General features: G+C 60.7%; 10 protein-coding genes. 6 read left to right on the plus strand and 4 right to left on the minus strand.

Annotated elements, in window-relative coordinates; translation table 11 throughout:
• Positions 1-30: 30 nt before the first annotated feature.
• The gene (locus CHB87_RS19295; protein ID WP_089410093.1) at positions 31-915 is read right to left on the minus strand and encodes a rhamnogalacturonan acetylesterase; all 885 of its coding nucleotides are present in this window, start codon (positions 913-915) and stop codon (positions 31-33) included.
• Between the two features lie 475 nt (positions 916-1,390).
• Here CHB87_RS19295 and CHB87_RS19300 point away from each other — a divergent pair, with 475 nt between their 5' ends.
• The 4 genes from CHB87_RS19300 to CHB87_RS19315 are packed head-to-tail and all read left to right on the plus strand — an operon-like array spanning position 1,391 to position 11,045.
• Positions 1,391-5,233 carry a TonB-dependent receptor gene (locus CHB87_RS19300; protein ID WP_089410094.1) on the plus strand — a complete coding sequence of 1,281 codons (3,843 nt, stop codon included), beginning with the start codon at positions 1,391-1,393 and terminating at the stop codon, positions 5,231-5,233.
• A gap of 57 nt (positions 5,234-5,290) precedes the next feature.
• Positions 5,291-9,658, plus strand: a complete 4,368-nt coding sequence (locus CHB87_RS19305; RefSeq protein WP_089410095.1) for an NHL domain-containing protein — start codon at positions 5,291-5,293, stop codon at positions 9,656-9,658.
• A gap of 57 nt (positions 9,659-9,715) precedes the next feature.
• Positions 9,716-10,222, plus strand: coding sequence for a hypothetical protein (locus CHB87_RS19310; protein WP_142988435.1), 507 nt, complete (start codon positions 9,716-9,718; stop codon positions 10,220-10,222).
• 25 nt (positions 10,223-10,247) lie between these two features.
• A complete protein-coding gene (locus tag CHB87_RS19315; RefSeq protein ID WP_089410097.1) occupies positions 10,248-11,045 on the plus strand; it encodes a hypothetical protein in 798 nt (265 codons plus the stop codon).
• Positions 11,046-11,553: 508 nt separating this feature from the next.
• On the opposite strand, the gene CHB87_RS19320 is transcribed toward CHB87_RS19315, so the two are convergent.
• Both CHB87_RS19320 and CHB87_RS19325 read right to left on the minus strand, forming a co-directional pair.
• Positions 11,554-14,697: an Ig-like domain repeat protein gene (locus CHB87_RS19320; protein ID WP_176441871.1), complete on the minus strand. Its 3,144-nt coding sequence runs from the start codon at positions 14,695-14,697 to the stop codon at positions 11,554-11,556.
• Between the two features lie 118 nt (positions 14,698-14,815).
• Positions 14,816-18,400, minus strand: a complete 3,585-nt coding sequence (locus CHB87_RS19325) for an Ig-like domain repeat protein (protein ID WP_089410099.1) — start codon at positions 18,398-18,400, stop codon at positions 14,816-14,818.
• A gap of 616 nt (positions 18,401-19,016) precedes the next feature.
• Between CHB87_RS19325 and CHB87_RS19330 the strand changes: the two genes are divergently transcribed.
• On the plus strand, positions 19,017-22,385 hold the full coding sequence (locus CHB87_RS19330) for an FG-GAP-like repeat-containing protein (RefSeq protein WP_176441872.1): 3,369 nt from the start codon (positions 19,017-19,019) through the stop codon (positions 22,383-22,385).
• 93 nt (positions 22,386-22,478) lie between these two features.
• Here CHB87_RS19330 and CHB87_RS19335 read toward each other — a convergent pair whose 3' ends face one another.
• A complete protein-coding gene (locus CHB87_RS19335; protein WP_089410101.1) occupies positions 22,479-23,126 on the minus strand; it encodes an Lrp/AsnC family transcriptional regulator in 648 nt (215 codons plus the stop codon).
• A gap of 127 nt (positions 23,127-23,253) precedes the next feature.
• Between CHB87_RS19335 and CHB87_RS19340 the strand changes: the two genes are divergently transcribed.
• The gene (locus CHB87_RS19340; protein ID WP_089410102.1) at positions 23,254-24,195 is read left to right on the plus strand and encodes a VWA domain-containing protein; all 942 of its coding nucleotides are present in this window, start codon (positions 23,254-23,256) and stop codon (positions 24,193-24,195) included.
• Positions 24,196-24,197 lie beyond the last annotated feature (2 nt).

Here is a 24,197-nt window from a genome sequence, read left to right on the forward strand (position 1 = left end):
CTCGACCGCCAATGGGTATTGCCTGCTCCGTTACTTCACCGGAATAAGCTGCTGGCCCAGGGCGGACAGGTATGTCGTGACCGGCGCGTCTGGTAGCCCTTTGAGTCCGGCGGCAATGCACTGCGCAGCGAGGTATGCGCCGGGCGTCGTCATGTGAACGGTCTCGCGATCGTGAAACAGGCCATTTACCTTTGCCTGGCCGAACTTCTCATACTCCGCGCCCAGGATGGCGCTTACATCGACGAAGTCGGTGTTGTGCTCTTCCTGCGCGACGGTGCGCGCCCACTGCCGGTACTCGCCCACGCCCAGTTCGACGTGGCCATCCTTCCAGACATTTCTAGTCGTCAACGACAGGACGATCGGCGTGGCCCCCTTTGCACGTGCGTCCTGCACGTATTTGCGGATATACCAGCCGTAGGTATGCACCGTCTCGTGCTTCTTCGTGACCATGTTGTCGATCTCCTCGATCTCCGGACCGGTTCCTGGCAGCGTTCCGCGTGCGCGTGTGGAGTCGTTGACCGGGAAGACATCGTTCTGCCCTAGCTGGATCAGCACGACGTCGTGAGGCTTCATCTGCAAGATCACCTTGTCCCAGAAACCTTCGCTCATGAAGGTCCGGCTGGACCTGCCGCCACGCGCCGCGTTCACCACGTTGACCTTTGAGGGGTCGAAGAAGACCGGGAAAAAGACGCCCCATCCCTGCACTCCCGCGGTACCTTGGTTCGCAGTATCGCTGCTGATGTCTGCGGTCGAGTCGCCCACGATGAAGATCGTGGGAAGAGCAGGGTTCGCCGGCTCACGCGGACTGGCCTTCAGCGCACCGGAGACAGCCTGCGCATCGCATGAAACGGCATGAGTGACGACCGGCAACAGCCACATGCCGGCAAGCATTGTGTTCCTGATCCACTGCTTCATGAAAGCTCCTTGGTAAGTCGTCGATTGCCCGGTCACACCCACAAACCTAAACGGTGAAGGCTTATTTTGGCAACGATGCCGAATTTATCTTGACAGAGGCGTTCGCCATCGGTAGATTTTCGTTCGCGCGACTCTTCAAAGTTTAGGACGATTCAAATTTACGGGGAATGATGGAGATTGCCAAGCCGCAGAATTCACTCAACTTACATTGGCAACGTTGCCTAAGATTGGCTGCCGCCCTTCCCGCACATCGGTTTTTCTGCGCCGAATTGAGCTCCACCGGCGTGTCGGGGGGGGGCGAGGGCACACTGATATCTCTGCCCGCGCTACTCGTCTGCGCGCAGCTTCCACCAGGTTGACTGCGCCATCGCCGGCGTAAACAGCCTCTCTTCGCTTGCCACGGCGAGCGGACAAAGATCGCGAACGTTGTGAAATCTGTATCGCATTGCCCGACATCGGGTCGACTGGGGGAAACATGGTAAAGGAAACGCAGAGCACCGGGATCGCGAAAAGCGCTGCATCTCGCAGCGAGAACGGACGACTGGCAAGCCTGCTCGCGGCATTGCTCTTTGTCGCGGGATTCTTGACTTCGGCGCAGGCACAAAACACCGGTTCGATCTTCGGCAACGTGGTCGACCAGACCGGCGCCGTTGTCGCCGGCGCCTCGATCACCGCAACCGACGACGCGCACGGCATTACCCGCACGGTGAAATCGACCAGTCGCGGCGAGTTCCAGATGTCGAGCCTCCCTGTCGGCGCCTATACCCTCACCATCACCGCACCCACGTTTGAAACCGAGGCGATCACAGGAATCACCGTGGATGCCAACTCCAACATCAAGGAAGTAGTGAAGCTTTCGGTGGGAAAGGCCAGCGACACGATCGTCGTACAGGACACGGAAGGCTCGGTCGTCGATGCGAGGTCGGCAACGATCGCGACATTGATTCCCCAGCAGTTGATCGAAGATATGCCGATCGACGGCCACAATGTCGTCGCATTGGCGGCGTTGCTGCCGGGCGTTGTGAACGTCAATGCTCCGGCTACCTTTACCGGGGACACGGGCGGCCCGACCTATAGCGCGTCCGGCGGAAGAACCACGCAGAACCTCATGCTCTTCGACGGTCTGTTCTGGAACAATCTGTTCTACAACACCGGCGTGAACTTCCCCACGCCCAATGCTTTGAACCAGGTCAGCATTTTGCAGAACAACTTCAAGGCGGAGTACGGTCGCAATGCGGGTTCGGTCTTCAACGTACTCACACGGCAGGGAACGAATCAGTTTCATGGCGCGGTCTGGGACTATCTGCAGAACCAGATGTTCAACGCGACCGACTACATCACGCAGGTCAATCCCAAGAACAATCAGAATCAGTTCGGCGGAACGATCGGCGGGCCGATCCTCAAGGATAAACTTTACTTCTTCGCTGCCTACCAGCAACTCATCGGACATTTGCAGACCACCGGAAAAGCGCTTGTGCCGAGCGCCCAGGATCGCGGCCTGGGAGCGAACGGCGTAGGGGTGCATCCGTGCAACCCCAACGGTGCGTTTCCCGGCATGGCGCAGTGCGCCGACTTCTCCGATCAGACGAACCAGACCGTCAACGGCGTGCTCACCATCGGGCGCATGATCAATCCCATCCAGGTCGGCAACACGGTCTCGATTCCAGGCGCGGGCGGCGTGAACCCACAAAACGTCATCGATACCTACAACTACGCCTCGGCGCAGGCGGGCGGCCCGGCCACCTCGCCGTGCATCGCACTGCTCAATCAGGCGAGCACCTTCGCAGCCACCCATAACTACGGCAACGCCGGCGGAACGACGACCAGTTTGCAGCCGACGTACATGCCCTACGACGAACTTCCTTCTCCCTGCTTCAACCCGGTCATACAGAAGATCGAAAGCACGTTTGTACCCCTTCCCAACTCTGTTTCGCAGCCGGGATTCGCAGTGACCACCTCGCCTGCGCCGACCGCCGATAAGAACTTTTTGATCCGTACCGACTGGATCGTCGATTCCAAGCGCACCGTCGATGCCCGATATAACGTCTTCACCTCCAGCTCAATGTCGCCTCCGGGCGTCAACTCGCAGTCCACCGGCGTGGCGACCTATGAACTGGTTCATGCGCAGGTTCATGGCAACTTCGGCAACGTCGGTCTCACCTGGATCCTCACACCCAACATCCTCAGCACCACGCGCGTCGGCTATAAGCGGTTCGAGACGACCCAGATGCCAACTGACGCACGCACTCTCAATGACTTCGGCGCCAACTTCTATACGCCGCTGCAGCCTGTTCTGCCTTCGATCGGATTTGGCAGCTTTACGCTCGGCAGCTCCGGCCAAGGATACTCCGACCACATCAACGAGAACGTGGAGGTTCAACAGGCTTTCACCTGGACGAAGGGTAGCCACAACTTCAAGGGAGGCTTCGACTTCCTTCGTCTGCAGTATCTCAACCGCTCCGACTATGCGGGCAGCCTCGGCTTCAACGTCGATTACACAACCATCCAGAACGCCGATGCGCTTGGTGGACTGCTGGACTCCGTGACGGTTCAGAACCGACTCATACAAGGCGGCATCCAGCATGACGTCTTCGCCTACTTCCAAGATGACTGGCGCGCGACGCCGAAGTTGACGGTCAACCTCGGCGTTCGCTATGAGCTGCCATTCCAGTGGTTTGAGCCACATGGGCATTCCGCTACCTTTGTGCCCGGACTTCAGTCCCGCGTCTTTCCCGGCGCGCCTCCGGGCCTCGGCTTCCCAGGCGACCCAACCGTACTGCCTTCGCTGGTGCCGACGGACTACAACGGTATCGCGCCCCGTCTCGGTCTCGCTTATGACGTCAAGGGCAACGGGCGCTTCCTGCTACGCGCGGGCTTCGGTATCTTCTTCGATGGACCGAATGCCAACGTCGTCGGCGTCGGTGAACCCTTCCACTATCTCGCCACGGAGTCTCAGCCTCCGGGAGGAGCTTCCGTTCCGCTGGCAACCTTTGGTTACAGCAGCACCGGCGTCCCGAACAACTCCGTACTGACGCTGCCACAGACCTTCGATCCCAAGAACCCACTCTTCTTTGCGCCGTTCTCTATTTTCTTTCCAGATCCAAACTTCCGTACGCCGTACGTGGAAGGCATGAACTTCGGCTTCCAATATCACATTCCTCACGCCGGTGTTCTCGATGCAAATTACATCGGCCGTATGGCGCGCAAGCTGACGATTCCGCTCGATCTCAACCCAACGCTGGTCGACCCCCAATGCACCGGCTTCGGACAGGCGAACCCCACGGTCTACTGCCTCAACTACAACCCGACGGCGGCCCAGATTGCCGCCGGCCAGCCCGCACCTACCATCTACCAGGCGGAAGGCGGCGCCGGCACCTCGACACCCCAGAGAAAGCTCCGTGCCCGTTACGCGCCATTCAACGTGGGCGGACAGGGAATCGTCGATATCCTTTCGGCCGGCAGCTCCAGCTATAACGCTCTGCAACTGCAGTACACACAGCGTGGCGGCAAGTATCTGACGATCCTCAGTTCCTTCAGCTATGCGAAGGCGATGGACACCCAGACCAACGGTCAGACGACTTCCAACGCCGTTCCGAATGTGCTGAACCTGAGGTCCGACTACGGCCCTTCGGACAACAACGTCAAGTTCAACTACACATTGGGCTGGGTGACGCGATTCCCAAGAATCACGACCGGGAACTTCATCGCGCGCGCCATCCTGAACGACTGGGTCTATAGCGGACAATACCTCGCTCACACCGGTACGCCCTTCAGTGTGACGATGAACTCGGATTCGGCCTTCAACGATGAACCGGGACAGCGAGCCCAGGTGATCCCGGGTATGAATCCGCGACTGCCCTCCAACCGTCATCGCACGGACAAGGTGACGGAGTGGTTCAACATCAACGCCTTTCAATATCCGATCTCCGGAACCTTCTCCAACCAGTCGCGCAACAGCTTCGTCGGTCCTGGCTACATCCTGACGAACATGACGGTCGGTCGCGACTTCCCGATGGCGCGCATCCGCCAGGGCATGCGGCTGAATTTCCGGGCGGAGGCCTTCAACGTCTTCAACACGCCGAACCTCGCAAATCCCTATGCCAGCTACTCCTGCACGACTTCAGCGGTGGGTCCCCTCACTCAGGTCAACGGAACGGGCACGATTTACAGCCCGTCCGGCCAATGCCAGGTCTTCGGCAATCTGATCACCGGCACCAACACGACGCAGTTCGGCAGAGTGCTTTCCACCTATGGGAATAACGCGAATACATCCACGAACGGCCGCAAGATGCAGTTCGCCGCAACGATCTATTTCTAAACGAAAGCGAACGCCGTGCAGTTCTACGAATCACCTCAGCCGCCCTGGGAGGCACACATGAAAGTCACATCGGTAGTTGCAGCACGAATGGGAAAGGCGCTGACGAGCACCTTGGCGGTCCTCTCGCTGGCTTCAGCCGCGAACCTATACGCGCAGGCGCCTTATGCTTTGCCTTACACCATCCAGTCTTATGCAGGCGGCGGTACGGCGCTCACGGCGAATCCTCCGGTCCAAACAGCTTGCAAACCGACCAGCAATACGGCCATCAACTACAGCAACTACGGCGATGGATGCCAGAATACATCCGCTTCCGTCGTTCTGGGCGCAGGTCAGGCACTGGGGAACATCCACGATATCAACGTGGATGTTCAGGGGAACATCTACTTCCTCGACCTCAGTTCGCTCAATCACACGGCGCTCCGCCGGATCGACGCACGCTCCGGAAGAGTTACGACGGCCGCCGGCACGCTGGGACCAACCTCCGGTACAGCAGCCATCTGTGCGAATGCCACGGACTCCTACGGCGACGGATGCCCCGCGAGTGACGGTCTCGGCAACTCGGCAGGAGGCTACACCTACTATGGCGTAGCGTTGCGCGGCTTCGCCGTGGCGAAGAACGGCGATATCTACATCACCGGCTACAGCACCAATGTTGTGCAGAAGATCAGCGCCACGACTGGCCTTCTGACTCTTGTCGGCGGTACGCTCAGCGGCACCGGCAAATCGGCAAGCGGATCGGGCGGCTTCGGCGGCAACGGCGGCCCGGCCACGAGCGCCCACTTTAGCGGACCCCGTGGAATCGCAGTCGATAACTCCGGCAATGTGTATATCGCGGACTCCGGCAACAACGAGATCCGCGAGATCAACGCTGCCACCGGCATCGTCACCGTCGTCGCGGGATCGGCCACGGCGACCTCCGGCTATACGGGTGACGGCGGCCCTGCAACCTCTGCGACGCTCACGACTCCCGAGGGTGTGGACATCGATGCGGCTGGCGATATCTTCATCGCAGCCTTTGGCAACAGTTCCGTACGAGTCGTGTACGAGGGTGGCGCCGCCGCAGCCAAGCTGATCTCTGCGACGAACAAAGGGATAACCCCGGTTGTCGGCAGCATCTACACCGTGTGGGGCGCCGGCACGAATGGATATATCAGCGGCCAGTACGCGTTGGGAACGAGCATCGTCGGAACCACCGTCGCCTCCGGCGCTACTGCGGCTACGACCTTCGCGCCCCGCAAGATTCGCCTGGACTCCCGGGGAAACGTCTACATCTCCGAGAACGACTACAACTCCATCTTTTTTCTCGATGCGACCACCGGCTACACCCATGTGGTAGCCGGCACCTACGGTGTGACCACAACCTCCGGCGGAGCAGGCTGCACTCCGCTCTATGGAACCACGGATGCCTACGGGGATAACTGCCCCGGCACCGTTGCTACGCTCAATCCTAACGGCGCGATGTCGGTCACCGTGGACGCGGATGAAAACGTCTACATCTCCGACAGCGGCCATGACCTGATCCGCAAGTTGGCCACAGGCAGGGACTTCCCATCCGTTGCCACGGGCACGTCCGTCACGCAGATGCTGGACATCCACTTCGCCGCGGGCGATGGACCCGCCGACAATCCCTTCACCATCACCGGCAACACCGACTTTACCGTCGGAACGCCGTCGTGTACGGCAAATGCCGACGCCACGCGGGACTGCCTCGTGCCGGTCACCTTCAAGCCCACCACCGGCGCACGCGAGAGTGGCGTGCTCAGGGTCTCCTCACTTTTGAACGGGGTCGCCTCTATCGGCGTGCAGGGAAGCGGCATCGCGGCTGAGGTCGCCCTCGATCCCGGCGCCGTGACGAGCGTGGCTGCCACCGGCCTGAAACTGCCCCAGGGCGCCGCCGTCGACGCTACCGGCAACACCTATGTCGCCGACACAGGCAACAATCGTGTCGTCGCCTACAGCACGACTGGAGCGGTCACCGTCTTTGCCGGCACGGGCACTGCGAGCTATACAGGCGACGGTGGCCAGGCTGCCGCGGCAACTCTCTCCTCGCCTTCGGCAGTCGCTGTAACTCCAGGCAATCTCGTCTATATCGCCGATACCGGCAACAACGTAGTGCGCGTGGTGGACCCGGTTACGGGAATCATCTCCACTGTCGCCGGCGGAGCCACAACCGTCTGCGGCGACGCGCGCGATAGCGAAGGTGACGGCTGTCTTGGGGCCTTCACAAAGTTCTCGAAACCGGCCGGTCTCGCGGCGGACATCTACGGCAACGTGTATGTATCCGATACAGGAAACAACATCGTCCGGGAGATCTCTCCCATCGGGTATGTCTCGCTGGTCGCTGGTGGAGCATCCACCATCTGCTCGAGCACCACCTTGACCATCGATTCCTTTGGCGATAACTGCTCCCCCACGCAAGCGGCCTTCAACGGTCCGACCGGTCTGGCGATCGACTCGAACATGAACATCTACATTGCCGACACCGGCAACAACGAGGTACGCAAGATCGTCGCCACCAGCGGCCTCGTGACCAGCTTTATGGGCACGGGCGTGGCGGGTGACGGAGGAGATGGCGGTCAGGCCAACGTCGCCCAACTCAACGGCCCTGTCGGTCTAGGCGTCGATGCAGCAGGAAACGTCTACGTCGCGGACAGCGGAAACGACACCATTCGCACCGTCACGGCAAATGGGCTGGTGAGCGCCGTGGAGGGCATTCCAGGAGACAGCGGAAGCGCTGCCTTTACAGCGGTCGATGAGATGGGCCTGAACAACCCGCTCGGTCTCGCGGTTCTGCCCAGCGGCAACCTGGTCATTCTCGACTCCGGCAACAATCGCCTGCTGGCGGACAGCCGCGCTGGGGTGACCTATAACTTCGGTCCCACCAACGTAGGCTCCAGCAGCCCACTGCTCAACCTGGTCGAAACAGAGGTCGGATCGGCCGCGGCCACTCTCGGCTCTCCTTTGTTCACTCCTTCGGGCAGTAGCAACTACTTCACCGTGAGCGGGGCCGGTTCTGCGGGATGCTCCGGCGGAACGAGCCTGGCTGTTGGCGCTACCTGCGCCTTCTCCGCAGTCTTCTCGCCCACCAGCACGGTGTTGAAGCAGACTGTATCCGCGACCTTCACCCAGCAGAACTCCAATGCGGTGAACTCTACCTCACCCGTGCTCAATCTCTCTGGAACCGGCGCAACCCTCACGGGGACGGGCGTCGTCGTCGCACTCACAACTCCCAGCGTGACACCGAAGTATTCGCTGCCATTCAGTGTCATCGCAACGGTGACCGCGACTGCCTGCAACACAGCCGCGCCAACCTGCTACCCAACGGGTAACGTGACCTTCTTCGTCGACGGTCAGACGCTCGGAGTCACGACGCTTGGAAGCGGTTCCGGCTCCTCGGCCTCCGCTACCTTTACCATCTCCCAGGCGATTCCGATCGGCGCGCACCAGATCACCGCGGTGTATTCGTCGGACACGTATTACGCGGCCAATACCTCGTCGGCACTTGCTATTACCATCGCCGGCGCGCCCTCGACGTCGGTCGTCACAGCCGCGCCGAATCCCGTGGCGCAGTTCAACGCCATCACGTTCACCGCCACCGTGGGCGCTGCGTCGGGTCGACCCACCGGCTCGTTCAGCTTCTACGCTGGAACGACTCTGCTCGGCACAGTCGGGATCAACGCGTCCACCGGCATCGCTTCGCTCCCCGATACCCTCGTAGCGGCTACCGTCACCACGCCGGCGTATTACCAGAACTTCGGTCTCGCGGCGGGAACCTATAACATTACCGCGGTATACAGTGGCGATGCCAACTATTCGACATCGACCTCGACAGCATACAGCCTGAACATCACGGCATTGCCGCAGTCGTTCACGTCCATACTGGTTAATCCGGCCACCGCGCTGCCGAGCAATATTGCGGTTACCTATCCTGGAGCCACTACGCAACTGGATATGTTCGTCACACCGACGAACACACTCAACGGCGCAGTGACGTTCTCCTGCTCGGGAATGCCGATGTACACCGACTGCGGCTTCACTCCTTCGACCCTCCCGTTCGCACCCACCCCTCTCTTTCCAACGCCGCAGTACACTCAGGTGACCTTCTTCACAAACGTCAACCCGGCTGTGATTGGGCCTGGGCAAGCAGGCTTCGGAAGAAACTGGGTCGCGATAGGGATCAGCGTCCTCCTATTCATCATCCTTCGCCGCAAGGCTCGCCGGCACAGGGTATGGCTGTTGATTCCAGCTTTCGCTCTCGTCTGTGCCAGTTCCACTCTCTTCAGCGGCTGCGCAAGCAGCAACAGCAAGCAGAGCTTCGTTACCGCCCTGGGCACTTATAACGTGAACGTCACCGCAACCGGGCCGAATGGTCAAACAGTAACGCTACCGGTCGTCTTCACCGTCGCGGCCCCAACGTCGAACTAGCCGCACAGACCCTTTTCCAGGAAGCTCGCAGGTATGCCGGAATTCGGAGGATGCACGATGAAACTAACTTTTCTTGCGACACTGCTCCTGTCGTGCGCACCCCTATGGCGCGCACAGGCTCAGACCAGCGCGTATGTCGACTTTACAGCGAGCAAATTCACGAACTTGGTCGACACCAACTACTTGTATGGCCCGACCTTCGGCGTGAGCGGCCACCTGGTCGGCACGAAACGAGTGGCTCTTTCCTACGACGTGCGCGGACAGATACTTGGAACAAGTCAGAAATACGACTCTGTCGCCGTAGGTCCGCGCGCACAAATCCACTTCAAAAGCTTCGTTCCCTACGGAGAGTTTCTGATAGGGTTTGCCCGGTACAACGATGGCGCAGGACACTCTTCGACCGATTCCGAGATCGATGCAAATGCGGGAGTAGAGCGCACAATCAAAGGGCCTGTCTCGTGGCGCATCTTCGAATATGGATACAAGGAATACTTTGGTCTGGGAGGCCAGTTCAATCCGAAGTCCTTCAGCACAGGCGTCGCTTACGCCATTGGCAAGAGATAGCAACCAAATCTTTCGAGGACGTCTTATGAGGCGCAGTGCACTGATCGCTTTTCTTCTTCTCTCCTCTCCGCTTGCCTTGTTCGGCCAGAAACTGACCTATGAGATTCGCTTTCATGGCGCCATCGCCGGCAAGGATACGTTCACGATCAAGAAGAGCAAACAGGGTTACGATGTGTCAACGCAGTATAGCTATGCGATCGGTTCCTCGGAGGGCCATTTCGCGAACGAGTATCGGCTCGACGACGCCTATCAGTGGCTGCAGGCTTCTTCCAACAACCAGACCTTGGCGATACGCTACGTCGATACGGTGGACAAGACCCGCACCAGGCTGCATATCTCAATCACCCAGAACGGCGCGGGAAGCAACAGCGAACTGCCGGTGCGACCGGATCTCGAACTCTTGCCCAGCCTCGACCCCGCGGCCGCGCAGATTCTCTTGTTGCGAGCAACGACACATCCAACGCAAAACGGTAAGTACAACATCGTGGCGCCATCCTTTGGCGAACCGGAGGCAATGGCCAGCCTGAACTCCGTGCGTGACGGCGTGAGCCCCGCTGCTCTTGCCACAATGCAGCTTCCCTCCAGCAGAGAGAGCTACGATGCCGCATGGCAGAAAGGCGCAGACGTCTCTGGAACCCTGAACGGTAAGCCTGTGGCGGCACATGTCTATCTCCTTATCTTCGGCAGCTTTCGATGGGTGTTCCTCGCAGACGACGATAGTACGCTCCTCCAGATGAACGTACTTCCGAGGCAGCCTGTTTTCGTCAAACAAGGCTTTGCGCTCAATCCCCAGGCTGTCGAGGCTCTCAGCGCAAACCCATAGCCGTTCGTGCCGGGCGATGTCATCAGGAGACACATGTCATCGAGACTGCCTCCGCCTCTCGATTCCAGAAGCGGCCGCAAACGTCAGATAATGATGCGTTCTGTATTTCGATGAAAGCGCAACGGTTTCGCGGCCATCCTATGATGCGGTCGCTAGTTGAGCGGTCGTTAATAGAATATAAAGCACGTTATGCTTGGCTACGGCGTGGCGGCAAGCCGTCTTGCGGTCATGTTGAAACGGCGGGGCTTTAGCCAGACTCCCGGTCGAAGCTAGGCTGCCCGCGCTGCTCACCCTTACGGTTCGATCTCAACACGCGACTCAGGAGTAGCGACCCAGAAAATTGTTGAGTAAGGAAAATTTGGCCTCCGGAGCAGAATCGAGACCCGATCTCCATACTGTAGGGAAGGCTTGAGGTGCGCTCGCAACGAAAGAGAATGCCCTGCCAAAACTTATCCCGCCCGATATTCCGGGCGGGATCTTTTGAAGTGAATTCTTACGGCAATCGGATCTATTGCACCGTCAGAGTAAAGGAGGTTGTATGCACAAGAGTGCCGGCGGTGGCGGTGACTGTGATGGTCGATACACCGGTGGGCGTCTGTGGAGGTGGATTTGAGCCGCAGCCGATGGCTGCGCCGAATGAGGCGAGCGTGAGCAGGAGAAGGGAGCAGAGACGGATCCAGCGTTTGCTTCCATTCGCGTTGCGGCGTCTGGAGAAGGCCGCCCCGAAGGAGCTGCCGATGCCGAGGAAGGTGAATGCTGCGTAAGTTCCGGCTCCGGGGCGGGTGTTTGGATGAAGTGGCGCATGCAGGGCCGCGGTCTTCACGTTGGTCTGGAGGGTGAGGGTGGTGGAGGCTGCGTGAGCGCCGTCCGAGGTGACGGTTGCGGGGCTGAAGGTGCAGGTTGTTTCCAGGGGGAGGCCGGCGCAGGTGAAGGTTACCGGTTGAGCAAAGCCTCCCTGAGGCGTGACGGTGAGGACGGAGGTTATGGTGCCTCCGCGAGAGACGGTGCCGCTTGCGGGTGCGAAGGCGACGTTGAAGTCGGGCGGGATGGGTGTGATGACGATGGAAAGCGCTGCAGAGGTGGAGGCGGCGTTGCCAGTGTCTCCGGTGTAGGCCGCAGTGATGCTGTGGGTCGCGATGGAGAGTGTGGAGGTTGTGAGCGTCGCTTTGCCGGAGGTGAGGGCGCTGCTTCCGATGGAGACCGCACCGTCGTAGAAGGTCACGGACCCGGTGAGAGCGGCGGTGCCTGAGGTTGGGGCGACGGTGGCGGTGAGGACGATGCTGGTTCCGGAGACCGCGGTGGTTGCCGAGGCGCTCAACACCGTCGAGGTGGAGACGGGATTGCTTACCGTGACGTTGACGATGGGCGAGACGCTGGTCAGGAAGGTGGTGTCGCCGAGATAGGCGGCGGTGATGGGATGGGTGGCGGCGGTGAGCGACGAGGTGGTGTAGGCGGCCTTGCCGGACTGGAGAGCCACGGTCGCGAGCTTGATGGCTCCGTCGTAGAAGACGATGCTTCCGGAGGGAACAGCGGCGCCAGTGGCTGGAACAACCGAGGCATTGAAGGTGAGCGAGACGCCGGTGAAGGCAGTCGTGGCGGAGGCAGTCAGGGTGGTGGAGGTGGCAACGGGATTGTTGACCACGAGGGCTACGGCGCTGGAGGTGCTTGCGGCGAAGATGTTATCGCCGGGATAGGTTGCGGTGACGGTGTAGTTGCCGGCTGCGAGTGCAGAGGTGGAGAAGGAGGCTACGCCCGAAGCGGCAAGCGTTCCGGTTCCGATCGGCGTCGAGCCGTTGTAGAAGGTTACCGTTCCCGAAGGAGTTCCTGTGGCGGTCGAGGCGGGCGTGATAAGTGCGGAGAAGCTGACGGCCTGACCGGTGGTGACCGTAGACGGCGTGATGGTGAGTGCGGTCGTGGTCACGACTGCCGGGACACCCGTTCCGACGGCCTGGATCGGGTAGTTGGAAGCGCCAGCGTTGACGCTGAGCGTGCCATTGGCGAGGCCATTGACGACGGGCGTAAAGGTGAGGGTGGAAGGGCAGTCGTAGAGGCCATCGGCCAGGACGCTGCTGCAGGCGGACTGGGTTACGGCGCCGATCGTGAGGCCCGCAGAGGCAGTGAACGGGGCGGCGGCGGAGACGGCCGTGACGGGCGCGCCATGCAGCATCGCGTACTGCGTTCCGGTTCCCGGATAGGCTACGGCGGAAGCTGGAGCCGTGCCGATAAAGTCGGTGCCGACTGCGATCTTGCGGACGAAGTTATCGGGAGTCGCGATGTAGAGATTGCCGGCCTGGTCGGTCGAGATCTTGCCGTACGCGGGCGCCGAGAGAGTTGCGTAGGGCGCGGGGCAATTGTTCCAGGGAGTCACGGAGGATCCTCCGCAGCCTGTGTTTGCCGTACCGGTGACGCCGAAGATCTGGTGCATCCAGCCGGTTGCCTGATCGTACATCCAGATCATCTTGCCCGAGTCCATGTAGTAGATGACGCCGGAGTTCGGGGAGTTGAGGTCGGCCGAGATGCTGCGGCCCGCGGAGAGGTGCGCCGCGGCGCCGCCGGCGGTGACGGCCTGCGCGTAGAGAGGCAGACCGCTTCCGCCGCTGACGCCAAGGCCGAAGACGAGCTTGTTCTGCGTGGTTCCGTCGACGGGCGCGGTGATCTCGCGGATGCTGAGGCAACTGCTTTCGGTGAAGAAGAGGTTGCCATCCTTGTCGAAGGTGAGGTCCCTGACGGCGTTGGTCTTGGCGCTGTTGGGTCCGGCGGGGCTGACGGTGCCGGCGCCCGCGCATCCTGCGACGGGCTTGCAGCCGGCAGCCAGGGTGGAGCAGCCAGGGCCAACGACGGTGGTGGTCTGACGGGTGCCGAGATCGGCGACGCGAATGGCGGTGCCGAGATCGTCGGTGAAGGCGATCTTCGTGGCGCTTTGCGTGTTGCTGGCGTTGACGGCGATGGAGGAGGTGAAGTACATCATGGTCCCTACACCGTCGGCGACCCATGTGAGCCGTTGCGTACCATCGCCGATGACGACCTGAATCTCGTGGGCGTAGGTCTGGCCGGGGAGCGGGGTGGCGGCGAGGCTTACCTTGTGGATGAAGCTGCCGTTGAAGTCCGCGATGTAGAGATAGTTGGCATCGATGGCGAGGCTGTAGATGCTTTGAAAGTTGGCGTAGGTCGCGGCGCAGCCATCGCCGTAGATGTTGCCGCCTCCGGGGACGTTCTTGTCGGGACTGTCGCAGGGGCCGAGCGGGTTGGTGGCGCTGCCGCCCGCGAAGATGCTGAGGACGCCGGTCTTGGCATCGATCTTCTTGACCAGTGCGGAGTAGTTCCAGTCTTCGGTCTGGTTGGCTTCGCCGAAGTAGATGTTGCCGTCCTTGTCGACGACGACGGAGGTGGGGCTGTTGAGGGTTGCATCCACGGCAAGACATCCCGTTCCGTAGGTGTCGAGCGCCTTGAGACCGTCGCCATGAGGACACGCCTGACCCGTGGTAAAGATGGTGCCCGCACCGTTGCCTGCAATCGCTGTCACAAAATAAGGGACCAGGCGCGGGGTGGATTGAGCGTGCAGCATCGTGACGGACGTGGGCACGAAGAGAAAGAGTCCGACGATCATCGTAACGATCGAAGAGAGGCGATGCAGGATATGCCTGGATGTCATGTTCATTCCTATGGATTGCGAGTGACGGTCCTGGTAGCGGGTTGGGCGAATGCCTCCGGGCAGGACCGTGGCAAGCCATGGTCCTGCCTGGAGACGGAAAGGAAGACTGCGGGGTGGGCTAGTACACGACGACGGGGATGTTGATGGTGCTGCTGTTGCCGAGCACGTCCGATGCCTTCACCGAGAGTGTGGTGGAGTAGAAGACGACCGCGGGGGTTGAGGCTGAGGCCGAGCCGAGGTTGGATGTGTCTCCGGCGTAGGAAGCGACGATGGCGTGGGCGCCCCTGGTGAGGGTTGTGGTGCTGTACGTGGCTACACCATTGGCGAGTGTGGCTGTTCCGAGCACGGCGGATCCTTCAGAGAAGGTGACGGTTCCGCCGGGAGCGGCGGCGCCGGCTTTACCCGCTACGCTTGCCGAAAAGGACATGCTTGCGCCGAGGGCTGCGCGGGCTGGAGTGGCTGCGAGAGTGGTTGTGGTGGCGGCGAGAGGTGTGCCTGCGGCGTTGCCTCCACTGCAGCCGGAGAGCACGAGCAAGGCGCCTGCGAACAGGCATGGCAACAGGTGAACCATGGCGGCGCGGCGACGCTTCGCAAAGCCGAAGAGGAGGATGGCGGCCAGTCCGATGAGAGAGCCTGCCTGGCTTGCGTTGGAGGCTGTCTGTGTCTTCCTGAGCGATGGCGTGAAGATGGGGTTGGAGGCGTAGACGGTGAGCCCGACGACGGCTCCTGTCGAGCCCTTGGCGATGGCTGCGGGATCGAACGAACAGGCGATCCCTGCCGGCGGGTTGACGCAGGACAGGTTGACGATCTCAGCCAGTGGACTGCCGTTGGTTGCGGAGAGCGTGAGCGAGGCCGCGCCTGTGCCGTTGGTGAGATCGACCTCGGAAGCGGTGGAGCTGAGAGTGAAGGGGCCGGTGTAGGAGATGCTGAGCGCGGTCGAAGCGGAGCTGTTGTAGTTGGAGTCTCCTGCATAGGTGGCGACGATGGTGTTCAGTCCGGGGGTGAGGAGCGAGGCCGGTACCGGAAGCGTGGCCTTGGCGACGGAGTATCCATTGGCGTCGGTGACGCCGTAGGAGGCGACGACCGCGAGGGTCGCCTTGGTCGCCTGGTTGACGAAGGTGATGACGCCGGTGGGGTTGTCGGCCAGGCTGGAGGTGCTGACCGTCGCGACCAGAGTCGTGCTCTGGTTGCCGACGATGGTGGAACGGCTGGCTGCTATGACGAGGGAGGTCGGCGCCTTGGAGATGGTGATGCTGCTGGCGGTGGAGGTGCTGGGCGCGAAGTTTCCATTGCCCGCGTAGTAGGCCTTCACATCGATCGTGCCGGCGGGGATGCGCGTGGTGGCGAAGCTGACCTTGCCGTCGACGAGGGTGAGCGGGCCGGCGACCGCGGCGTTGGTGGCGCTTAGCTCAACCGACGCATCGCCCGCGGGGATCGCGGATGTCGAGCTCACGGTGATGTTCGCATCGATGGGCGAACCGTAGGTGGAGGTCGTCGCGTTCCAGACAAGCTGCGTCGTGGTGGGCGCGAGCTGGCTGGAGGCGACGGCCCAGGCGTTGACGAGGTTCAGTGCGTTGATGGTGCCGATGCCCGAGGCGAGATCGTATCCCTTGCCGGTGGAGTATGCGGGGAGCGCGGAGTAGATGTCGGCTGCGTTGGTGGCGGTGCAGTCCTGGCTGCCGACGGCGCAGGCCACGGCGTTGCTGCCCTGGGTGATGTCGTGGAAGATGCAGTCGCTACCGGGGGTTCCGTTGGAGCTGTCGCAGGAGCTGGAGCCGGTGGCGAACTGGGCTGTGCCGAGCTTGTAAAGGATGTAGTTTGCATTGCCCTGACGGACGCCGGTCTTCTGATTGATCATTGCGAAGATTCCAGCCATCGCAGGGGAGGCGAAGGAGGTTCCGCCGGCGGCCATGTACTCGGTGTCGTCGGCGGAGGTGTAGTCGCATGTGCCGCTGGGTGTGATGTCCGAGGCGCAGTAGACATAAAAGCTTCCCCAGAGTCCATTGCCGGCAAAGAGAGAGATGTCGGGGACGTCGCGTGCATTGTCGGCCGGGTCTCCCGCGATGCCTGCCTGCCATGCGGGCTTGGGCCAACCGCCCTGGCAGAATGCGGGATCGCCAAGACCGTCGGGCGAGATTACGCAACTGCTCTTTCCGCCGCCGCCTCCGGTGGTAGAGAGATAGCTGCTGGAATAGATGCCGTTGCAGAGATCCTCCGCGTTTTTGCCGGTGTAGCCCTTGCCCTGCAGGACGGTGAGGAGCTGGGGGTTGCCGCAACTGTTGTTCCAGGGCGTCTCAGGCATGTACGACTTTGCGGAGCGGCCGGTGAGGGGATCGTTGGTCGTGTCCCAGTAGGTGGCCTTGCTGGTGTAGGTGCCGTACAGATCGGTGCCTCCCACGGCCACGTTATAGGGAGTGGAGGAGAGGCCGCTCACCGAAAGACCGTAGGTGGCATAGGTCTGATTCTGATCGCAGGAGGCCGATCCGGCATCGCCCGATGCAACGAGAACGGTGATGCCCTGGGCCGATGCCTGCTGCCATAGATTGGAGTACCACTGGTTGCCGGAGGTGCCGAGGCCCACCTCGCACTGGCCGAAGCTGACGTTCATGACAGGCGCGAGATTGTTGTCGACGATGTATTCGGAGGAGAGATCGACGCCGTCGGTGACCGCGGTGCTGGCGGCGACCACCATGGCGATGCTGGCGTTTGGCGCGACGGCTCCGGCCCATTCGACGTCGAGCGCGGCTTCACTCTCGTCGTCCGTGATGCCCGGGTTCTGTCCGTTGTAGATGATCTGAAGCTTCGATGCAGGCAGGCCGAAGGTCGAGCGGAAGTGGCTTACGTCGTTGGGATTGATGGCGCTGCGGCTTACGATGGCGATGGTCTGGCCGGAGCCGTCGACGCCTGCGTCCCACAGAGGCTTCACGTTGTAGATGGTGGCGAAGTCGAAGGGAGAGACCGCCGCGTAGGAGCGTGCGTTGAGTGTGGTGTTGAAGAGTGGATCCACCTGATCGGTCGCGATGGACTGCCAGGAGGTCTCGCCCTTTCGATTGCGGACGAGGCCACGATCCTTGTGAAGCGCGGCGGGCCGGAAGTCGTTGAGACGTACGAAACCGGCGACGACGGGCGCCAGCGCGGCGGGAATCGACGGGTCTACGGCATTGGCGTAGTGCGTCTGGTTTGACACGCGATAGCGATGGATCTCGGTATGGAAGGCGCTCTTCAACTGTGCATGCGTTCCAGAGAAGGTGATGACGTTTCGCGCCCTGGCAACCGACTCGATGGCGAAGCCATGATCCCCGAGCCAGGTCGTCACCTTCGCGAGATCGCTGGCATCGACGCCGAACTGAAGGCCGAACTGATCGGGCGTGAGCCAGCGATGGTAGTTGGGTGAGGATGGGTTCTGCTGTTCGTCGAGGAACCTGCGCAACGCCCCGGCCTGTGCGTCGCTTTGCTTAAGGACAAGCATCATTCTGCCGAGAGGCATCGCGTCTGCGATGGCTCCGATGTCGGCGCCGCTGGCCGCGGAGGGATGTACGTTGCCGGCGAGGCGAACGATATCGCGGTCGTCGATCGCAGCCTTGATCTGGGGAGCGGGCGTCGCGAGGGTAGTCGCCTGCGCGCGGACCTGCTGCGAGACAGAAGCGGATGCCAGTAAGCAGAGACAAAGAAACCGGAAGAAGAGGGGCGTTCGAATTCTCATGGTTCTCCTGGGGAGATCGCACGCTTAGCACAGGATCGCCTGCGTGTCGAGGCTCGAAAGAGGGGGTTGACTTGAGTGATAAGACATGAATGCAGCCCCGCTTATGCGCGCAGCAAGCAAGCATAATCCGTTTGCAACGCGAAAAATCCGCGCGTTGTGGCGATGTATGTATCTTTGAGGTCGATTATTTGTGTCAAATCGCATTGTGTCAAGAAAAAACATTGCTTGAGTATGACTTTAGTATTATTTTGGCTGCTTTGTGATTGCATATTAAGGAAATTATGCGATAGGCTGAACTCGCACCCGCCCAAAACCACGTTGTTACGCCTGCCTCAGATCCGCCTTTGCACAACTGCAAGCAAGAGCACTTACTTTGCTGTCTTTATCAAGAAGGAGACTTATGGTTCCCCCTGCCCACAGACTTGACGTGAAACTTCAGGTGAGAGGCGTTCTCTCCGCTGCCCTGCTTTGTTGCCTCTCCGCGTATGGGTGGGGGCAGTCGTCTGTACCGAAGGCTTCCACCCACGCCCCACATGCCAAGGCGAGCCTGTTGCGGACGCCTGAGAGCGCCGGGACGCAGGCTGTTCCTTCACATGCGATCGATGGAAAGCCGCGGTTGTACGCCTCGAAGCCGAAGGCGAGTGCGCTGCAGACGCTGCAGGGTCGCGGCTCCGGGATGGCGCTTCCACGAGATGCGAAGGCAACCACGGCGTTCCCTGGTTTTTATCTTGGTCCGAATGTTCCGGTGGCCGGCATCACCGATGCAGTTGCGGTTGTCGACGTCGATGGCGCGAATGGGAAGGATCTTGTGGTGGTTCAGCTCGATGGAACACTCGATGTCTTCTACAACGACGGCAAGGGAAACTTCCCGACCTCGTCGAGTGTAGGGACAGAGAATGGCATTGCGGCCCAGACGCAGACCATCCAGGTGATCGACCTGAATGGAGACGGGAAGCCGGACGTGGTGGCGATGGACCCGATCTATCAGTCGTTTTTCGTGTACATGAATACGGGCAACGGAACCTTCGCGCCGGGCAAGTACACGGCGATTCTGCCTGCGTCGATCGGCCTGCATAACCGCGCGGCGGACGCGATCGTGGTGGGCGATGTGAATGGCGACAACCACCCCGATGTGGTGCTGCTGGTGTCGGCGCAGAACGCGGACACGACAACGACGACGATCAAGCAGTTGACGTATTTCGGAAACGGAGATGGAACGTTCCAGGCCCCGATCGAAGCGGATACGGTGATGCCCGGTTATTACTTCGTCGGCACGGACGGAAGCTGCGCGTTGCTGGCGGATATGGATGGCGACTCCAAGCCGGACCTGGTGATGGAGCTGGTGAAGCTGGGCGAGACCATTACGATCAGCACGGCGCATGGCAATGGGGATGGAACCTTCGGCAAGATTCCAACGACCGGCGCGAGTGTGAACGATGTTTACGAAGGAAACGGGACCCTTCGTCTCGCCGACCTGAACAAGGACGGCCGGCCGGACGCGATCTTTCTGACGAGCTCGAACAATGTGTACAGCGCACTTGGAAACGGCGACGGCAGCTTCCAGACGCCGCGTGTGGCGTTGAACTATCTGGCGGAGGGAACGGGCTCGGTCGCGCTTACCGATCTGAACAACGATGGCATTCTCGACATGGTGCTGTTCGATTCCATGGCTACGGGAATCTTTCCGGGGCTGGGAGACGGAACCTTCGGCCAGGTTTCACTGGGCTACTATGCGAATGGTCCTTCATCGTCGGCTGAACCGGATCCAGTAGATATCGATGGAGACGGCGTCGTCGATATTGCATACCTCGACACGAATGCGAATGTGGTCTCGCTTCTTCATGGCAATGTCGATGGTACGTTCATCGCGGCAAAGGCTCTGTATCCGGTCAATTCAGCGGCTGCGCATCCGAACAACACGGAGTATCCGAACAACATTCTTGCTGTCACCAGTGGCGATGTAAACGGGGACGGAAAGACCGAGTTGATCGCCTTCGACTTTACCGATGCAGCAACGAATGGAGTGGCGGAGACGGTGACGGCGGCGAGCGATGCTCAGGGCCGGTTCTCGTTCGTGAAGGGCCTGACTGCGGCGCAGGAGATGGCATCGGGCATCGCGGGATTCTTCCCCATGACGGCGGACTTCAATGGCGATGGCCGTGCCGATCTGATCGGTGAATCTTCGCTGGGAGAGATTCTCGTTGGACTGGCGAATGCGGATGGAAGCTTCCAGACGCCGGTGAAGACGGCTCTGCCGGCTGGCATCACACTGCAGTGCGGATATCTGAACGCGATCGATGTAGGGGATGTGAACGGAGACGGGAAGCTGGACATCGTAGCGACGTACTACGGAGATTCCAACTGCTTCGCAGCAAGTGTCGTGACGCCGTCCGGGTACTTCGTCTATCTTGGCGACGGCTCAGGCAAGTTCAAGGGCGCCTTTACTCCCTTCGGCGAAGGTCTCTACTCTCCGCGGCTTATCGATTTGAATAACGACGGACGGCTGGACCTGGTGGTGTCGGATGTTCCGCTGCTTCTGGATCAGACGGGCGCGCACATTCTTCCCGGTTTGGGCGATGGCGCCTTCGACCTGGCGCATGCCACACTGGCCGGCGCAGGGTACATCATCGCGGACGTGTTGAAGGGAGACTACAACGGCGACGGCAAGCAGGATCTGACCTTGATCCAGAATGGGAAGACGGACTATGAGTGCCATACGGATGGCAGCTGCGACTACGAGGTGCTCGATGGCTCCGCGGGCATCCTGCTGATGGCGGGACATGGCGACTTCACCTTCGACGCGGCAGTCGGGATTCCAGGCGTGGCCGGGGCAACCGCTGGGACGGCTGCGTATGCGGACTTCAACGCCGACGGCCTGCCGGATATCGCGTTCAGCTCGTACGGGTCTTCGTTCAGCCTGGTTCCGAGCAGCGACGCCGCGACTGCCACCTTCGGAACCGTCGTGCTGCCGAATCTTGGGGGCGGTAGCTTTGGAGCGCCGCTGAGCATGCCTGCGCCGGGCGATACATTCGGCGCTCAGAATCCGCTGACCTTCGTGGGCGACTTCAACGGCGATGGCGCATCGGATATCGCCGTCGGTGGGGGTGTGGACATTGGAGGACATTCCATGGCGAGCGCCTACTACCTGAACCGGGGAGGCATTGGGCTGAGCCTTTCCGCTGCTCCCACCACGGTCACGCAGAACAGCCCGGTCATCCTTACGGCTACCCTCGCCAGCCCGCTGCTGGATACCCCGGTCGCTACGGGGACGGTGAGCTTCTTTGCGAACGGCAGTTCGATTGGAAGCGCCGCCATCGTCAATAACGTGGCTGTTCTCTCCGTTTCGACGCTTGCGATCGGAGCGGAAAAGATTACCGCTACGTATGCCGGCGATGCGGCGCACAATGGCGCATCGGCTGCGCCGCTCTCCGTCACGATCGTGAGCCCTCCCGCAGGCAGCTTCAACCTTAGCTCCTCCACGGGAGGCATTACTCTGGCGCGAGGCGCTGCGGGAAGCATCACGCTGACGCTATCTTCCAACTCCACCTTCTCGGGCACGGTTGCACTGACCTGCGCGGGGCTTCCGGCCAATGCCAGCTGCAGCATCAACCCTTCGAGCGTGTCCCTTGGCGCGAATGGGACGAGCACGGTAGTGGCCACGATCAACGCCATGCCGTCGCAGGCTGAGAAGGGCTCCCATCCGTTTGGGTGGCCGGCTGGCACAGGAGTGGCGGTTGCCGGAGTCCTTCTGGTGGGGATCCGGGCACGCAGGAGCAGGAAGCAGGCGTGGATGATGCTCACGATGCTCGCGGTTCTGCTGGGTTCGGCGGCGTCTCTGACCGGATGCGGCGGTGGCGGCGGCAATAACGGGCCTGCGCTTCCGGCTGCAGGCACCTACACAGTCACGGTGACCGCCTCCGGCACCTCAACGAGCGGCGTAGCGATTACCCGGTCGCTTCCTCTGACGGTGGCAATCAGCCAATAAATCCCCGCAGCAGCTCCGCAACCGACACACGCCCGGGGCGAATGCCCTGGGCGTTGCTTTTTGGATCTCGCGAGCGCTGAGGAAAGAGGAGGATCAGCCGCGTGTTTCGCGTGGCTTTATGGGGCGCTTGAAGATGGGGATTGCCGTGGAATACTTGATCCGCTCGAGCGCGATGCTGGATTGAATGGAGAAGATTCCGTTGTAAATGCGCAACGTATCCTTCATCCAATCGCCGTACTCTTTGACTCCGCGCGCCTTTACATGGAGCAAAAAATCGGACTCGCCGGTCTGGATGTAACACTCGACGACCTCCGGCATTCTGGAGACAAGTTGGCAGAACTCGGTCATGTACTTATGACCCTGCGATTTCAACCGGACACTGACGAAGACGTCAAGGTCCAACTCCATGATCTCGGGGTTGAGGATGGCTACATACTTCTCGATGACGCCGAGTTCTTCGAGGCGCTTGACGCGGCGCGCGCATGCCGCAGTGGACAGGCCGATCTGCTCGGCGAGTTCATGCATCGGTCTACTGGAACCCTGCTGGAGGTCTGCCAGAATCGTGAAATCGATATCGTCCAAACGCGATTTGATGGAGTCCATAGGGGCAGCCGTATAGCCAAGTTGATAGTTTAGTATGCCGAAGGTCTGATTCGCATATAGTCGGCAGTACACCACTTTATATGAATTGGCTCGGCTGCGCCAGCGTGGCAGATTTTTGATCCAGATTGCCTTTGGCATCCGGCGTGCGTCCGATAATGTCTCCTCTGTCTCATTTGCGTGTGTAGGAGCCCGAAAGAAATGTCATGTTCTCGCCGGATAGAAATGTCTTTCGGAACCAATCTCGGCCGTTCCGCGTATCTGACGTATGCTCGCCAATATGCCACGGCTTGCCGCCGCGCTCCTCGTCTTCGCCTCCCTCAGCTCCGCCCAGAACCTGCCTACCTTGAAGGTGGAAACCCATCTCATCGACACCACCGTCAGCGTCCACGACAGCTCTGGCGGCCTGGTCAGGGATCTCGCCAAAGCGGACATCGCCATCGTCGAAGACGGCATCCCCCAGACCACGCGCTTCTTCTATCGTGCCGAGCAGCTTCCACTCAGCATCGGGCTGGTCATCGACGCAAGCGGAAGTCAGGAGAAGTTCGTCCGCGATCACGAACGCGACATCGCCGACTTTCTACACCAGAGTCTCGACCCCGACGACCGTGCCTTTGCGCTTTGCTTCGGCAACCATCTTCGCATGGTCAGCGACTGGACCCATGATCGGCAGGCCATCGTCGAAAACCTGCGCCGTTACGACAAGGGACAGCGCGATAGTCCCGAGCTTGGCCCCGCGGAAGAGCGCGAAGCCGGCACAGCTCTCAACGATGCCGTCTTCTACTCGATCACGGAGAAGATGGCCAACATTCACCAGCGCCGCAAGGTTCTCGTCGTCTTCTCGGACGGAGAGGAAAACTCCAGCGAGCACGACCTTCTCGACGCCATCGAGGCCGCCGAAAACAACGACGTCATCGTCTATGCCATCCGCTATACCGAACTGAATCACGGCAGGATGAACGCGCGCGACCGGTATGGTATGCGGGAGCTCGATCACCTCACCGCGCAGACCGGAGGCAAGGCCTACGATGTACACACGATGAAGGTCAGCGAGGCCTTCGCCGAGATCGCTGGCGAGCTCCGCTCATTGTATGGAGTCGCGTATCAGTCGACCAACCCCACGCGCGATGGGTCGTTCCGCAAGGTTGTAATTCGACCGGTACGCAAAGGGTTGGTCATCAGAGCCAGAGCAGGTTATTACGCAAAATAAGC

Source organism: Granulicella rosea (assembly GCF_900188085.1).
Taxonomy (GTDB): domain Bacteria; phylum Acidobacteriota; class Terriglobia; order Terriglobales; family Acidobacteriaceae; genus Edaphobacter; species Edaphobacter rosea.